The organism is Microbacterium sp. 71-36, from assembly GCF_001898305.1.
Classification (GTDB): Bacteria; Actinomycetota; Actinomycetes; order Actinomycetales; family Microbacteriaceae; genus Microbacterium.
Genome location: NZ_MKTP01000007.1, coordinates 66,142 through 80,195, shown reverse-complemented (window position 1 = coordinate 80,195; position 14,054 = coordinate 66,142). Strand labels below are relative to the sequence as shown.

Here is a 14,054-nt window from a genome sequence, read left to right as displayed (position 1 = left end):
CCCGACGCACCGCAGACTGGAAGCCACGGCCATTCGAGAGGAGCGACGGTGAGCTACATCCACGGGTACGACCCCGACACGTTGCGTGAGATCACCGACTCTCACGAGTGCGCGGAACGGCTCGAGGAGATCGGCTCGCAGCGCAGTCTTCCCGCGCTCCTCGAGCGCACCTGGCTCCTGAAGGTGCTCGACCGGTTCGACGAGGCACTGACGGTGTCGGAGCAGTCGGTGCGTGTGGCGCGCATGGCCGGAACCCGTCGCGACCTGCTTCGCGCGCGGATCCTGCACGCGACGATCCAGCAGTGCCGAGGCGCGTTCGCCGCCGCCGAGCAGGAGCTCACCGCCTGCGCCGAAGAGGCCGAGGGGCAGGGGTGGGCGGGCATCGCCGCGTTCGCCCTGCAGCACCGCGGCAAGGTCCACTTCGACGAGGGCGACTACGAGTCGGCCCGCCGCGATTTCAAGCGCGCGCTGTTCCTCCGCCAGAACGCCGGGGCCAGTGACGCCGAGCTCGAGTCGACGCTCCTCGCGATCGATGCCGCGGATCGCCGACGCACACGCGCGGTCGTGGCGAGCTGACGTCGGAGCCCCTCCCTACGATTCCCGTCATGTCCGATCTGCAACGTGTGCGCGTCTGGGCAGAGGCATTGATCGCTCTGCACCTCGACGAGTCGTGGTCGTTCGCCTTCGACAACGCCAAGCGCCGGGCGGGACTGTGCGACTACGGCCGGCGGCGCATCAGCGTCTCGCGCTACCTCGCCGCGCGGTATGACGACGACACCAACCACCAGACGCTGCTGCACGAGGTGGCGCACGCGCTCGCCGGTGCGCCCGCGGGGCACGGACCGGTGTGGAAGCGCGCCGCGCGCGAAATCGGGTACGTCGGCGGAACCACCCACGCCGGCGAGACGGCGAACGAGCTGGCGCCGTGGGTGGGCACCTGCCCGGCCGGTCACGTCGCCTACCGGCACCGTCGGGCGACACGCCCCACCTCGTGCGCGAAATGCGCACCCTACTTCGACCGGCGCTTCGCGCTGACGTGGGTGCATCGCGACATCAGCCCCGCGACGCGGCTGGCGGCGGCGACCCCGCGCTGAGCCCAAGCTCGCTTCAGGCCGCGGTCGATGCCGCGGCTCGCGGTTCACGCCGCGGCGTAGACGCCGTCGCGCAGCACCGGGACGACGGATGCCGCATCACGTTCGGCCGCGGCGAGCACGAGGTCGCGCTCGCCCGCGTCGGCGCGCAGGCGCCCCGTGCCGCTGGCGGTGAGGAGGTGGCGCACCGCTCCCCGAAGCGCCCGGAACCCCTCGCCGGCGACGGCGGCATCCGGCGAGGCGTGGTCGATGCCGAGGTCGCCGAGCGCGGCCACGACCGCCCCGGCGCCGAGCAGATCCTCGACGGCGTACCGCGGGCCCGCCTCATCGACGTCACCCGCCGCGATGACCGCGATGCTCGTGCGCTCGCCCCGGGACCGCTGGACGTCGAGCACGTGCGCGGCGACGGCGGCGGCGTTGCGGATCCCGGCGACCACGACGTGCGCACCCGCGCGCTCCGCGGCGAGCGCGAGCCGGTCCGCGGCCTCGGTCTCCGCGGGCTCGGTCTCGCCGTTCTCGGCCGCCGCCAGCACGCGGGCCGTCAGACCGAGCGTCTGCACCACGACGACGACGTGGGCGGCAGCGAGCCGTGCGAGCCCCGCCTCACCCCACTCCAGACGCACCTGGTAGTTCGCCTGCGAGAGCGCGTCGGGGGTGTTCGGCATCCCTCGAGCCTACGACGAGCACCGCCCACCGACCGATGCGTCAACCCGACGTCGTTCCCGGCCGGAGGTGGCACGATGCGAGCATGCGCATTCTGCTGAAGTTCGAGATCGACTGCGATCCGGATGCCGCGTGGCGGGCCCTGCACTCGCCGCGCGCGGTCGCGGAACTGTACGGTCCGCTGCTGGCGGTCGAGACCCTCGAGGAGGCTCCGACGTCGTTCTCGTCCGGGGACGACGTTCCGGTGCAGATGCGGGCGGCGGGGGTGTTCCCCGTGGGTCGCCAGCTCATCTCGGTCGCCGACCGCGAGACCGCCGACGGCAACGGCCGCGTGCGCGTGTTCCGCGACTGGGGCGTGCCGCTCACCGGCCCGCTCGCGGCGCTGGACGTCTGGGACCACCAGATGGCGGTCTCGGCGGTGCCCGGAGACCCGACCCGGACGCTGTGGCGGGAACGTCTCACGATCGGCGGCGCCGCCGCGCCCGCGCTGTGGCCGGGCCTGTGGGCGATGTGGCAGTGGCGCGCGGCGCGCATCCGTGCGCTGGCGCCCACCTGGGCGCACGACCCGGAGCTCGCGGAGGACTGAGCCGCACCACCCGGCGCAGCCTCGGCGATCCGCACGACCTCAGTCCGATCCGGCCGGATGCCACTGACCGACGGCGGATCACCGAGGTTGCGCCGGCGCCGACCGCCGCGCGCCGCGCTCAGACGAGCCCGTGGCGGTACGCGAACACGACGAGCTGAACACGGTCGCGGAGCGCGAGTTTGGTGAGGATGCGACTGACGTGCGTCTTCACCGTCGCTTCCGAGAGGAACTCGCGCGCGGCGATCTCGGCGTTGCTGAGTCCCGCCGCGGCGAGGGCGAAGATCTCGCGCTCGCGATCGGTGAGGGCACCGTAGGCGGCCGGCACCGGATCGATCGCCCCGCCCTGGGCGATGTGCGCGAACAGGTCGCGGGTCGCTTGAGCGGCGATCACCGCCGACCCGGCGTGCACCGTCCGCACCGCGGACAGCAGGAACTCCGGGTCGGAGTCCTTCAGGAGGAAGCCGCTCGCGCCGTGCTGGATCGCCCGGGCCGCGGCCTCGTCGAGGTCGAACGTCGTCAGGACCACGACCCGCGGGGCCGCGGGTTCGCGAAGGATCTCCGCGGTCGCGGTGAGACCGTCCATGACCGGCATCCGCACGTCCATGAGCACGACGTCGGGGCGTGTCGCCCGGACGACGTCGACGCCCTCGCGTCCGTCGGATGCCTCACCGACGACCTCCAGGTCGGGCTGCGAATCCAGCACCATCCGGATGCCGGCGCGGAACAGCGCCTGGTCGTCGACGAGCACGATGCGGATCGGCGAGGTCATCGGTGCGGGTCCTTCCGAGGATCGGGGGCGGGATGGCATCCACTCTGCCCTGTCGCCGCGCTCAGGACGTCGTCCCCAGCGGCAGGCTCGCGCGGACGACGAAGTCGCGGGACTCGGGCTGCGCCGACAACGTGCCGCCGGCGAGCTGCGCGCGCTCGCGCATGCCGATGACCCCGTGCCCTCCACCCGTGAGCGAGGGGGTGTCGGCGAGGCGGTTGCGCACGGTGAGATCGACGCGATCCGGATGCCACGCGAAGCGCACCGCCACACGACGGTCGCCCCCGTGCCGGAGGGCGTTCGTCAGCGCCTCCTGCAGGATGCGGTACACCGCGAGCTGGATGGCCGTCGGCGGCTCCGCGGCGGGTGCCGGATCCACCGTGGTCTGCAGGTCGACCCCCGCCGCGCGGACCTGGGCGTACAGCGACTCGAGGTCGGCCAGCGTCGGCTGCGGCCCGTCGGCCTGGCTGTGCCGCAGCTGCTGGAGGAGCAGCCGCACGTCGCCGAGGGCTGCGCGGGCGGTGGTCGAGATGGTGGAGAGGGCGCGTGTCGCCGCCTCGGAGTCCTGCGCGGCGGCGTAGCGGGCCCCGTCGGCCTGGGCGATCACCACCGCGAGAGAGTGGGCGACGACGTCGTGCATGTCGCGGGCGATGCGCACCCGCTCCTGCTCCGCGATCGTGGCCTCTTCGGCCGCGCGTCGCGCGGCGGCGTTCGCGGCCGCCCGCCGGGTCGTCCGCGCGAGGGTTCCCGAGCCCCAGGAGAGGAGGAACGCGAAGCCCGCGACGAGCACGATCGCGAGTGTGTCGAAGGTCGGGACGAAGACATCACGTCCGGCCCGCACGGTCAGGTAGGCCGTGACGACCACAGCACCGACGACGGTCGAGGCGAATCCCGCCCAGTACACGCGACGGGTCCCGTAGGCCGCGGCCGTGTACAGCACGGCGTAGGTCACCAGGTCGACCGGGCTCGGGTCACGCTGGAGCGACATCTGCACGATCGCCGCGATCCACGCCAGGAGCAGCGCGGCACCGGGCTGAAGCCGCCGGAGGGCGAGGGCCGCGGAGAAGAGCGCGACCACGACGAGCGCGCCGACGTTGCCGAGGACGTTTCCCGGATCCAGCTCGATGAGGAACGACAGCAGCCCGAAGAGACCGGCCGCGACGAGGTCGACGACCAGTTGGTACCGGAAGAGGGGACGCAGGGCGATGCGCATCCCTGTCACGCTACGCGGCACCGCCCGCGTCGGCATCCCTCCCGGGATGTATCCCTCGCGCGTCAGGCGGGGAAGTCCGCGGGTTCGATGGGACGAGCCTCGAAGAAGGTCTGCAGCACGATCGTGGTGCGCGTGTTGACCTGGGCGGCCGCACGGATGTCCCGGATGAGCGTCTCGAGGTCGCGCGGCGTGGGGACCCGGACGAACAGCATGTAGGCGGCGTCGCCGGCGACGGAGTGGCACGCCTCGATGGCGCTCAGGTGCGCGAGGAGCTCGGGGGCGTTGTCGGGCTGCGCGGGATCCAGCGGCGTGATCTCGACGAAGGCGGCCAGGGGGCGGCCGAGCGCCTCGGCGTCGAGGACCGGGCGATAGCCGCGGACGATCCCCCGCGCCTCCAGCCGGCGCAGACGCGATTGCACGGCCGACACCGACAGTCCCACTTTCTCGGACAGATGGGCGAGCGTCGCGCGGGCGTCGAGGGAGATCTCGCGCACGATGGCCGCATCGACGGTGTCGTCGAGCCGGGCGCGGCGAACGGAACCGTCGGACATGCGCCGACAGTAGCAGGATTCCCGGCCTCACCTCTGGCAGGGTCCGTAAGTTTTCCGTTAGCATTGCGATTTGACCGGATAATTTCCCGCCCGATCGATCGGAGGCCACCATGACCCTCGCAATGCCCGCGCGTTCCGCACACGATCTGCTCGACGGGCACACCGTGGCCACCGTCGAGCTCTCCCCGGGATGGGCGCAGCTGAAGGACGCCGCGGTCGAACTGCAGAGCCTGCAGGCGTCGGACGGCTCCGTCCCCGAGTCGTCCGACCACGCTCGCGCCGCGGTGCTCGTGGCCGAGATCATCGACGCGATCGCCGCGCTCACGCCCCTGTTCCCCCACGACGACGCCTACCTCCGCGCGTCCGTCGGCGACTTCGAGCGGTGGCGCGACGGCGGCTTCGGCGTCCCCGACTTCCTGGACTCGCTCGTGGCCTTCCAGCCCCAGGAGCACCGGGTCGACGGCATCCGTCACCTCGTCGTGTTCCCGATGTACACGCAGAACGGCTCGCGCGAGCGCCACGTCGAGGCGGTCCTCGTGGAGGTCATCTGGCCCGAGTTCATCGCGCGGCTCGAGACCGAGTACACCAACCGTCTGTTCGTCTCGCTGCGCCTGGTCGACTTCACGCCGGGCTACGACACGAACTCGGCGGTGCTGTTCCCCGAGACCGTCGCCATGCGCGAAGTCCCGACGTTCACGTGGGGCGCGATCTTCCAGGACCGCGAAGCGGCCCGCTACCGTCGCGTGACCCGCGCCGCCGCGGAGATCACCAAGCTGGAGCTGCCGGCCGCCGCCGCCCGCATGCTCGACGACCAGTCGCTGACGGAGCAGACGTTCGTGATGTGGGACATCATCCACGACCGCACCCACATGCGCGGCGACCTGCCGTTCGACCCGTTCATGATCAAGCAGCGGATGCCGTTCTTCCTGTACTCGCTCGAGGAACTGCGCTGCGACCTCACCGCGTTCCGCGAGTGCGTCGAGATCCAGAAGCGTCTGTCGGCCCGAGACGACCTGGATGCCACGGAGAAGGCGATGCTCGAGCACGCCGAGCTCGTGCAGTACGCGGTGATCTTCGACCGCATCTTCCGCTTCGCCATCACCGGCTCGCGCGTGCGCAACTACGACGGCCTCGGCGGCCAGCTGCTGTTCGCGTGGCTCCACCAGCGCCGGGTGCTGCACTGGACCGACACGTCTCTCGCGTTCGACTGGGACGAGGTACCGGCCGCCGTGGTGGCGCTGGCCGACGCGATCGACGAGCTGTACTGGCGCTCGATCGACCGCCCGAAGACCGCTCACTGGCTGGCCGCGTACGATCTCGTGCGCTCGGTCGTGACCCCGCACCCGGCCTCGGTGTGGGCGCGCGGACTGTCGGACGAGGTGCTCGCCGGGCTCCCGAAGGGGTACACCGACGCGGTGCTCGACGACGAGTTCCCGCTGTCGATGTTCTTCGAGGCGCTGGAGAAGAAGATGCGCCCCGTCATCGCCTCGACCGAGGGCATCACCGGCCGGGACTGAGCGGACGCCCCGGTCCGCCCCGGGCCGGCCGTCGTGCGGACTCTGCGGCCGACACGCCGCGGGGGTGGCGTTCGGGACGGCGCGTCGGACACGATGTCCGCACATGGGAACGTCGCCGCGCGACCGCGTCGACCCGACCGAACCACGAAGGAGACGGCATGAACACGGGCGTCGAAGGCCGGACGGTGCTGCTCGCCGGCGGTACGAGCACGGCGGGGCGCAGCGTCGCACGCGCCCTGCGGACGGCGGGCGCGACGGCGATCGTGGTCGGCTCCGACGCCGGACGACTGGCATCCGTCGCCGCCGAGATCCCGGGCGTCGTCACCGAGCGATGCGACCTCACCGATCCGGATGCCGTGGCGGCCCTCCGCGAGCGGGTTCGCGCCGCGCACGGAGGGGTCGACGGCATCCTGCACCTCGTCGGGGGGTGGCGTGGCGGTGGAGGCCTGGCCGGTCAGAGCGATGAGGACTTCGCCTTCCTGCTGAACTCCCTCACGGCGCTGCGCAACGTCACCCGCGCGTTCGACGCCGACCTCCGCGCATCGGATGCCGGCCGCCTGGCGATCGTGTCGTCGACCTCCGTCGCCCGCCCCCTCGCGGGCGGGGCGAACTACGCCGCGGTCAAGGCCGCCAGCGAGGCGTGGACACGCGCCGTCGCCCAGGGTTTCGCGAAGTCGGCGAGGGATGCCGGGACCGCGCCGTCGGCCGCGGCGGTGGTGTTCCGCGTGAAGAGCCTGGCCGGACTCGAGGACGCCCTCGCCCTCGCCTTCCTCGGGTTGTGGGGCGACCCGGCGGAGGACATCAACGACGTCACCATCGAGCTCGCCGGGGCGTGAGCCGGCGCGGTCAACGCGAGGGGTCGGACGGCGGCGCCGAAGGGTCGGGGAACGTGGATGCCGCGGCATCCGGGATCCCTCCGGCGCGCGCGGCGAGCGACGAGGCTTCGTCCTCCGGCCCGGGTGCCGAGGCCGGCGCGGAGGCGTCGCCGAGCGGCTCCTGCTGGTACTGCCGGGACAGCACCCGGTACGAGCGCGTGAGGAACGCCGCCGCGCCCACGACGACCATCACGAGCCCCGCGAACAAGAAGACGAGCGCGATCCCCCGCCCGATCCCGTCGCCGAGGAGCCACCCCCAGGTCGCCCTGCCGTCGGCGCCGTCCATGTAGGGGATGATCGCGAACTGGGCGATCGGGGCGATGAGGAATGCGGTGATCGGGGCCGAGGCCGATTCGAACGCGGCGGCGAAGCCGAAGACACGCCCCTGCGTTTCGAAGGGGACGACCTTCTGGATGACGGTCTGCTCGGCGGCCTCGACCGCGGGGATGAGCGCCATGTACGCCCAGATGCCCACGACGTACAGCCACCACCAGTCGCGGAGCGTGAAGGCGGCACCGAGAGCGCCCATGGCGATCACGATCAGGAGCATCGTGCGGATCGGATTGCGCCCCAGCCCGAACTTCGCCACGAGCGCACCGCCGATGATGAATCCCGTGGCGGTGACGCCGAGGACCAGCCCCCACCCCTCGACCGTGAAGAGTTGGAGTCCGTACGGGTCCATGAGGGCGAGGTAGACGCCGCCGATGAGGTTGTTGAACGTCGAGAAGATCAGCAGCGCGAACAGACCGGGAGAGGCCCGGACGGCCCGGATCGCGCCGCGCACATCGACGACGGGGAGCCGTTCGCTCGGAGGCTGCGGGCGCTCCTCCGGGATTCGGATCGTGAGCAGATGAACGAGAGCGGCCAGGGTGAGGACGATCGCGATCGCCAGCGTCCACCCCATCCCGAGCTGCCCGACCGAGAGTCCGCTGAACACGCTCGTGACCACGAACGACAGCCCCTGCACCGTGCCGACGAGACCGTTGGCGTTGGCCCGGCGATCCTCCGGGACGAGGAGCGTCACCGTCGTCGACAGCGCGATGTTGCGCATGTTCTCGATGACCGCGCCGGCGAGCACGACCCCCGAGAAGATCCAGAACCAGGGGCCGCCGAGGTCGAGCAGCGCACTCTCGGGGAACGCCAGCCACAGAGCACCGGCGACGAGGAAGGCCAGGAGTGTGATGATGCCCGACACCACCATGACGCGGTGTTTGCGATGGCGGTCGACGATCGTGCCGAAGAGCATCGCGAACACGGCCAGCAGCAGCATGTAGGCCCCGCCGATGATGCCCGTCGCGAGCACCGACCGGGTCTCGAGGTACACCCAGAACGTCAGCGCGAACCACAGATAGCTCGTCGTGACGTTAGCGGCGGCGGTGTTGACGAGGACGCCCACGAAGGCGCGTCGGCCGTCGGCGCCGTGCGCCGTGGCGGCGGAGGCGGACGGGGGCGTCTCTGTCATGCGGCACACGCTAGCGACCGCCTCCGACATCGGCCAGTGCCCCGGCGTCGAGGGCATCCCCGGTGACTACGCTGGAGGGGTGACCCCCCTGCATGACACCGCCGTCCGCGGCTTCGCGTCCGACAACTACTCCGGCATCCACCCCGACGTGCTGGCCGCCATCGTGTCCGCCAACGAGGGCCACCAGGTCGCCTACGGCGAGGACGTCTACACGGCGCGCCTGCAGGAGCTGTTCACGGGCCTCCTGGGCGACGGCGTCGAGGCCTACCCCGTCTTCAACGGCACCGGGGCGAACGTTGTCGGGCTCCAGTCGATGCTTCCCCGCTGGGGCGCCGTGATCTCGGCCTCCACCGCGCACATCAACGTCGACGAGGGCGGTGCCCCCGAACGCGTCGGCGGCATCAAGCTGCTCACGGTTCCGACCGACGACGGCAAGCTCACCCCCGAGCTCGTCGACCGCGAGGCCTGGGGCTGGGGTGATGAGCACCGCGCGCAGCCGCTGGTCGTGTCGATCACCCAGTCGACCGAGCTCGGCACGCTGTACACCGTGGACGAGATCCGGGCCCTGGCCGAGCACGCGCACGCCCGCGGCATGCGCCTGCACATGGACGGCGCCCGCATCTCGAACGCCGCCGCCGCCCTCGACCTGCCGCTGCGCGCGTTCACGCGCGACGCCGGCGTCGACGTCCTCAGCTTCGGCGGCACCAAGAACGGGGCCATGATCGGCGAGGCGATCGTGGTGCTCGACCCCGCGGCATCCACCGGTCTCACCTACCTGCGCAAGCTCGACATGCAGCTCTCCAGCAAGATGCGGTTCGTGTCCGCGCAGCTGGTCGCCCTGCTCGAGGACGACCTGTGGCTGCGCAACGCCCGGCATTCCAACGCCATGGCCCAGCGCCTGCGCGCGGGTGTCGAGGCGGGCCTCGCGGATGGCTCGATCCGCGGCGTCGAGTTCACGCAGCCGACGCAGGCGAACGGGGTCTTCGCGACCCTCCCCGAGGGCGTGGCCGATCGCCTGCGCGAGAGCTTCCGCTTCTACGACTGGGACGAGGCGCGCCGCGAGGTCCGCTGGATGTGCTCGTTCGACACGACCGAGGCCGACATCGACGCGTTCCTCGCCGCGATCGCGCGCGAGACCACGCGCTGAGACGTCGGCCCCCGCGGCCGGAGCGGGGGTCAGCGAGCCGACGGGCGGCCGAGGACGAGCGTCGACGGCGAGGGACGCCAGTGTCGAGAGACGTATTCGACGGCCTCGTCAACGCCCAGCGCCCGGCTCGAGTTGCCCACGCGCACCCAGAGGTCGGTCGCGGAGCCGCCGTCCTTGGGTTGAGTGAGGAAGACCGGCCGCGGAGCCGGGCGGCACACGACGACGCACACCGCGGGTCGATCCTCGCCGACCGACGCGAACACGATGCGCGGTTGAGCGGCCGCGTTGCGGCCGAGGGCGGTCGAGAGCATGTCGCGCAGCCACAGCTCGAACCGGTCGTGGTCGGCGGTGCGCAACGTCGCGAGATCGCGGTCGAGTCCGATCGGCGCGCCGGTGTCGTCGGCACCGATTACCAGGGTTCCGCCGCGCGAGTTCAGGAACGCCGCGACGGATTTCGCGATCGCGATCTCCATGCGCGCGTCCTTGCGGTTCTCGCGGACGTTCCAGCGCGCGGTCTCCTTGAACTCGACCCGGTCCGACTCCCCCGCGCGCAGCAGCGCCGCGACGTCGATGTCGCCGCCGTCGCGCCGAGCCGCGGCGACCACCGCCGCCACGATCGCCGACAGGCCGATGCTCGCACCGACCGAGAACAGGATCGTCGTGGGCACCCAGAGGCGCGCGGCGCCGCCGACCCACGCCGACAGCAGCAGCCCGACACTCACGCCCAGCACTCCGATGACCGTCATGGTGGGCATGCTCAGCGACCGCGCGGGTCCGAACACCCGCCGCAGCAGCAGCGCGATCAGCCCGGCCAACGCCAGGACGACGGGCAACGCGATCGCGAGATCGACGAGGGAGGTGTCCATCGGCATCCGGATCCGGCGAGGGTCAGCGCAGCGCGCCCACCGACGCCAGCCCCAGACGGATGAGCGTGCCGCGGCCGCCCTCCATCTCCGCCGAGAGGGCATCGGATGCCGCCTCCTCGGGCGAGAGCCAGGTGACCTCGAGCGCGTCCTGTCGCGGCTCGCACGTACCGGTGACCGGGACCACGAAGGCCAGCGACACCGCATGCTGGCGGTCGTCGTGGAACGCGCTCACCCCGGGCAGGGGGAAGTACTCGGCGACCGTGAACGGAGCGGGCTGGGGCGGGAGGAGGGGGAAGGCCATGGGCCCGAGGTCGTTCTCGACGTGGCGGAACAGCGCGTCGCGCACCGTCTCGCCGTAGCGCACTCGACCGGACACGAGCGTGCGGGTCATCTCCCCCAGCGGAGTCGCCCGCAACAGGATGCCGACCTGGGTCACCGCGCCCATGCCGTCGGTGCGCACCGGCAACGCCTCGACGTAAAGCATGGGCAGCCGCCGACGCGCCTCGGCGAGCTCGACCTCGCTCAGCCACGCCGGGTTGGTGTTCGGCCCGGGGCTCGCGGGCGCGCCCGAGAAGGACGCCGAGAGCGACTCGCGCTCGTCGCCGTTGTCGCCGGGTTCGGGGTCGGGTGTGCGCACAGGCATGCTCCCTGTATATCAACGGTCCGCGGGGATGCCTACGCGGAGGGGGCCGCGGTCGAGCCCGGCGATGTCGGAGACACGGTCACGGGAGGACATTCGGGGAGCGGAGGATCCGCGGCGCCGCTCGCGTCCTCCCTGCGCCGAACATCCTCCCGTCGCCGCCGCGGTCGACCCCGCCGTGCCCGTGTCGGAGGGCTTTGCCACAATGGCCGCATGAGCGAGCGCCCGACCCTCGATCCGTCCGCCGTCCGCTGGTCGATGCCGCCGGCCGAGATCGGCGAGCGTCCGGTGCTCCTCCTGCTGCACGGGTACGCGGCCGACGAGCACGACCTGTTCGGCCTCGTGCCGTATCTGCCGGACGACATCGCCGTCGCGAGCGTGCGCGCGCCACTGACGCCTCCGTGGCCGACGCCGGGGGCGTCCTGGTACCCGATCGAGGGGCTGAATGGGCGGGATCCCGACGCCGTCACGCGGGCCGCCGAAGCGCTGTTGGAGTGGATCGCCGAGCATCTCGGGGGCCGCCCCGTCGGGCTCCTGGGCTTCTCGCAGGGCGGCGCGGTCGCGATCCAGACGCTGCGGGTCGCGCCCGAGGCGGTTCAGTTCGCGGTCGTCCTGGCCGGTTACGCCGCGGGCGGCGAATTGCCCGGCGACGCGGTCCTGGCCGAGCGACGTCCGCCGGTCTTCTGGGGCCGCGGGTCGCGCGACGACGTCATCCCTCCGGCGCTCATCGACATGACGGCGCAGTGGCTGCCGACCCACAGCGAGCTGACGGGCCGCGTGTACCCGGGGCTGACCCATTCGGTGTCGGAAGAAGAGCTCGCCGACGTCCGAGCGTTCCTCGACGCGCGGCTGGCTGCGAGGTCCACGGCATCCGAGGGTTGAGAAGAAGGGGACCGAACGGCTAACGTGGGCAGCCCTGTCCCCGAGAACGAGGTCTCCTCCGGTGAAGAACGTCGACGCTTCCGCGCCCCTGTCCGCGCGCTGACCCGTCGACCCGCCGTTTTCTCGGCCGCCCTCCGCTGATGCGGACGGGTCCGGTGTCCGCGCCTCCCGCGTTCCCGGAGTCTCGTCATGTCATCACCCTCCCCTTCTCTCGTCTTCGATCGCGTCCGCCTCGTGTGGCCGGACGGAACCGTCGCCCTGGACGACGTCTCCGGCTCCCTCGGCCGTGGGCGCACCGGTCTCGTCGGCCGCAACGGCGCCGGCAAGTCCACGCTCCTGCGCGTCGCCGCGGGGCAGATCGCGCCGACGTCCGGAACGTTCTCGGCATCCGGCGAGGTCGCGATGCTGCCCCAGCGTCTCGCGGCCGATCCTCGTCGCCCGGTCTCCTCGATCCTCGGCGTCGAGACGGCACTCACCGCGCTTCGCGCGATCGAATCGGGCGACGTGGCTCCGCACCATTTCGAGGCCGTCGGCGACGACTGGGACGTCGAGACCCGCGCCCACAGTCTCCTCGCCGAGGCAGGCTTGGCATCCGATGCTCTCGATCGGACCGTCGGCGAACTGTCCGGCGGCGAGACGATGCTGGCGGCGCTCGTGGGGCTGCGCGCCCGCGCGGCCGACATCACGCTGCTCGATGAGCCGACCAACGACCTGGACCGCGACGCGCGTGCGCGAGTGAGCGAGCTGGTGCGCGGCTGGCCCGGCGCGCTCGTCGTCGTCAGTCACGACGTGGAGCTCCTCGAGCAGATGGATGCCACGGCCGAGCTGTACGCGCACACGCTGAGCGTGGTGGGTGGCCCCTACAGCGCCTGGCGGGAGCAGCGCGATGCGGAGCAGGATGCCGCGCTGCGCGCCGAACGCGACGCCGCCCGGTCGCTGCGTCGGGAACGGCGTGAGCGGATCGAGGCCCACGACAAACTGGCCACTCGCGCCCGCGTTGCGCACAAGGCGCAGGTCGAGAAGAGGGTTCCGAAGATCGTTGCGGGCAACCGCGCGAACGCGGCGCAGGTGAGTGCGGGTCGTCTGAGCGCCGAGATGAAGGGGAAGGAGGATGCCGCGCGGGCCGCGCTGAACGAAGCGGCGACCCGTGTCCGCGACGACGATGTGGTGCGCATCGACCTGCCCGACCCGGGCAACGCGCCCGGTCGGCGCATCCTGACCCTGGGCGACGGTGAACGCGACTGGATCGTTACCGGCCGCGAGCGGGTCGCCCTGGTGGGGCGGAACGGAGCGGGGAAGACGACGCTGCTCGAGAGTATCGTGCACGGGACGGGGGCGGCGGTCCACGCCGGAGCGAGCGTGGAGCACGTGGGCTACCTCGCCCAGCGTCTCGACGGCCTCGACGACACGGCATCCGTCCTCGACACCGTCTGCGCGGCGGCGCCCGACGTCCCCATCCCGGCGGTCCGCGATCGGCTCGCCCGTTTCCTCGTGCGAGGAGACGCGGTCACCCGTCCCGTCGGCTCGCTGTCCGGCGGCGAGCGCTTCCGCGTCGCGCTCGCCCGCCTGCTGCTCGCCGATCCGCCGCCGCAGCTGCTCGTGCTCGACGAACCGACGAACAACCTCGATCTCGACACGGTCGATCAGCTCGTGTCGGCTCTGCAGGCCTACCGCGGGGCCGTGCTCCTGGTCAGCCACGACGATGCGTTCCTCGCGCGCCTCGGGCTCGACCTGCGGCTGGAGCTGGAGGACGGGCGGCTGACCGAGCGCGCCCCGTGACCTGAGCCGACCCGGG

At 72.0% G+C, this 14,054-nt stretch carries 15 protein-coding genes; 8 read left to right on the top strand and 7 right to left on the bottom strand.

The window, feature by feature from the left end:
• The first annotated feature begins 48 nt into the window (after positions 1-48).
• Both BGO45_RS15265 and BGO45_RS15260 read left to right on the top strand, forming a co-directional pair.
• On the top strand, positions 49-576 hold the full coding sequence (locus BGO45_RS15265; protein WP_076491505.1) for a tetratricopeptide repeat protein: 528 nt from the start codon (positions 49-51) through the stop codon (positions 574-576).
• A 29-nt stretch (positions 577-605) separates the two neighbouring features.
• A complete protein-coding gene (locus tag BGO45_RS15260; RefSeq protein ID WP_292695774.1) occupies positions 606-1,094 on the top strand; it encodes a SprT-like domain-containing protein in 489 nt (162 codons plus the stop codon).
• A gap of 44 nt (positions 1,095-1,138) precedes the next feature.
• Here the strand turns inward: BGO45_RS15260 and BGO45_RS15255 are convergent, their stop codons facing one another.
• Positions 1,139-1,756, bottom strand: coding sequence for a 2-phosphosulfolactate phosphatase (locus BGO45_RS15255; RefSeq protein WP_292695771.1), 618 nt, complete (start codon positions 1,754-1,756; stop codon positions 1,139-1,141).
• Between the two features lie 83 nt (positions 1,757-1,839).
• Between BGO45_RS15255 and BGO45_RS15250 the strand changes: the two genes are divergently transcribed.
• On the top strand, positions 1,840-2,340 hold the full coding sequence (locus BGO45_RS15250; protein WP_292695769.1) for a hypothetical protein: 501 nt from the start codon (positions 1,840-1,842) through the stop codon (positions 2,338-2,340).
• Between the two features lie 118 nt (positions 2,341-2,458).
• Here the strand turns inward: BGO45_RS15250 and BGO45_RS15245 are convergent, their stop codons facing one another.
• The 3 genes from BGO45_RS15245 to BGO45_RS15235 form a co-directional block, all read right to left on the bottom strand.
• Positions 2,459-3,109 carry a response regulator transcription factor gene (locus BGO45_RS15245; protein WP_292695766.1) on the bottom strand — a complete coding sequence of 217 codons (651 nt, stop codon included), beginning with the start codon at positions 3,107-3,109 and terminating at the stop codon, positions 2,459-2,461.
• A 61-nt stretch (positions 3,110-3,170) separates the two neighbouring features.
• The gene (locus BGO45_RS15240; protein WP_292695764.1) at positions 3,171-4,319 is read right to left on the bottom strand and encodes a histidine kinase; all 1,149 of its coding nucleotides are present in this window, start codon (positions 4,317-4,319) and stop codon (positions 3,171-3,173) included.
• Positions 4,320-4,381: 62 nt separating this feature from the next.
• Entirely contained in the window at positions 4,382-4,870 is a 489-nt protein-coding gene (locus BGO45_RS15235) for an Lrp/AsnC family transcriptional regulator (protein ID WP_076491520.1), read from the bottom strand.
• A gap of 110 nt (positions 4,871-4,980) precedes the next feature.
• On the opposite strand from BGO45_RS15235, the gene BGO45_RS15230 reads away from it, so the two are divergent.
• Together BGO45_RS15230 and BGO45_RS15225 are read left to right on the top strand one after the other, a co-directional pair.
• Complete coding sequence (locus tag BGO45_RS15230) at positions 4,981-6,387, top strand: DUF6421 family protein (RefSeq protein ID WP_292695761.1); 1,407 nt, start codon at positions 4,981-4,983, stop codon at positions 6,385-6,387.
• Between the two features lie 158 nt (positions 6,388-6,545).
• Positions 6,546-7,223: an SDR family NAD(P)-dependent oxidoreductase gene (locus BGO45_RS15225; protein ID WP_292695758.1), complete on the top strand. Its 678-nt coding sequence runs from the start codon at positions 6,546-6,548 to the stop codon at positions 7,221-7,223.
• A gap of 10 nt (positions 7,224-7,233) precedes the next feature.
• Here the strand turns inward: BGO45_RS15225 and BGO45_RS15220 are convergent, their stop codons facing one another.
• Entirely contained in the window at positions 7,234-8,724 is a 1,491-nt protein-coding gene (locus BGO45_RS15220; RefSeq protein ID WP_292695756.1) for an MFS transporter, read from the bottom strand.
• Between the two features lie 79 nt (positions 8,725-8,803).
• Here BGO45_RS15220 and BGO45_RS15215 point away from each other — a divergent pair, with 79 nt between their 5' ends.
• Complete coding sequence (locus tag BGO45_RS15215) at positions 8,804-9,871, top strand: low specificity L-threonine aldolase (RefSeq protein ID WP_292695755.1); 1,068 nt, start codon at positions 8,804-8,806, stop codon at positions 9,869-9,871.
• 29 nt (positions 9,872-9,900) lie between these two features.
• Here the strand turns inward: BGO45_RS15215 and BGO45_RS15210 are convergent, their stop codons facing one another.
• Positions 9,901-10,737 carry a helix-turn-helix domain-containing protein gene (locus tag BGO45_RS15210; RefSeq protein ID WP_292695754.1) on the bottom strand — a complete coding sequence of 279 codons (837 nt, stop codon included), beginning with the start codon at positions 10,735-10,737 and terminating at the stop codon, positions 9,901-9,903.
• Between the two features lie 22 nt (positions 10,738-10,759).
• Positions 10,760-11,380 carry an NUDIX hydrolase family protein gene (locus BGO45_RS15205; RefSeq protein WP_292695753.1) on the bottom strand — a complete coding sequence of 207 codons (621 nt, stop codon included), beginning with the start codon at positions 11,378-11,380 and terminating at the stop codon, positions 10,760-10,762.
• A gap of 210 nt (positions 11,381-11,590) precedes the next feature.
• On the opposite strand from BGO45_RS15205, the gene BGO45_RS15200 reads away from it, so the two are divergent.
• Positions 11,591-12,259: an alpha/beta fold hydrolase gene (locus BGO45_RS15200; RefSeq protein ID WP_292695751.1), complete on the top strand. Its 669-nt coding sequence runs from the start codon at positions 11,591-11,593 to the stop codon at positions 12,257-12,259.
• 189 nt (positions 12,260-12,448) lie between these two features.
• Positions 12,449-14,038, top strand: a complete 1,590-nt coding sequence (locus tag BGO45_RS15195) for an ABC-F family ATP-binding cassette domain-containing protein (RefSeq protein WP_292695748.1) — start codon at positions 12,449-12,451, stop codon at positions 14,036-14,038.
• Positions 14,039-14,054: the final 16 nt, after the last annotated feature.

Excerpts from the sequence above, each read along its gene's own strand:
- BGO45_RS15260 (WP_292695774.1), top strand. The coding sequence starts at position 606 with ATGTCCGATCTGCAACGTGTGCGCGTCTGGGCAGAGGCATTGATCGCT.
- BGO45_RS15255 (WP_292695771.1), bottom strand. The coding sequence starts at position 1,756 with ATGCCGAACACCCCCGACGCGCTCTCGCAGGCGAACTACCAGGTGCGT.
- BGO45_RS15250 (WP_292695769.1), top strand. The coding sequence starts at position 1,840 with ATGCGCATTCTGCTGAAGTTCGAGATCGACTGCGATCCGGATGCCGCG.
- BGO45_RS15245 (WP_292695766.1), bottom strand. The coding sequence starts at position 3,109 with ATGACCTCGCCGATCCGCATCGTGCTCGTCGACGACCAGGCGCTGTTC.
- BGO45_RS15240 (WP_292695764.1), bottom strand. The coding sequence starts at position 4,319 with ATGCGCATCGCCCTGCGTCCCCTCTTCCGGTACCAACTGGTCGTCGAC.
- BGO45_RS15235 (WP_076491520.1), bottom strand. The coding sequence starts at position 4,870 with ATGTCCGACGGTTCCGTTCGCCGCGCCCGGCTCGACGACACCGTCGAT.
- BGO45_RS15230 (WP_292695761.1), top strand. The coding sequence starts at position 4,981 with ATGACCCTCGCAATGCCCGCGCGTTCCGCACACGATCTGCTCGACGGG.
- BGO45_RS15225 (WP_292695758.1), top strand. The coding sequence starts at position 6,546 with ATGAACACGGGCGTCGAAGGCCGGACGGTGCTGCTCGCCGGCGGTACG.
- BGO45_RS15220 (WP_292695756.1), bottom strand. The coding sequence starts at position 8,724 with ATGACAGAGACGCCCCCGTCCGCCTCCGCCGCCACGGCGCACGGCGCC.
- BGO45_RS15210 (WP_292695754.1), bottom strand. The coding sequence starts at position 10,737 with ATGGACACCTCCCTCGTCGATCTCGCGATCGCGTTGCCCGTCGTCCTG.
- BGO45_RS15205 (WP_292695753.1), bottom strand. The coding sequence starts at position 11,380 with ATGCCTGTGCGCACACCCGACCCCGAACCCGGCGACAACGGCGACGAG.
- BGO45_RS15200 (WP_292695751.1), top strand. The coding sequence starts at position 11,591 with ATGAGCGAGCGCCCGACCCTCGATCCGTCCGCCGTCCGCTGGTCGATG.
- BGO45_RS15195 (WP_292695748.1), top strand. The coding sequence starts at position 12,449 with ATGTCATCACCCTCCCCTTCTCTCGTCTTCGATCGCGTCCGCCTCGTG.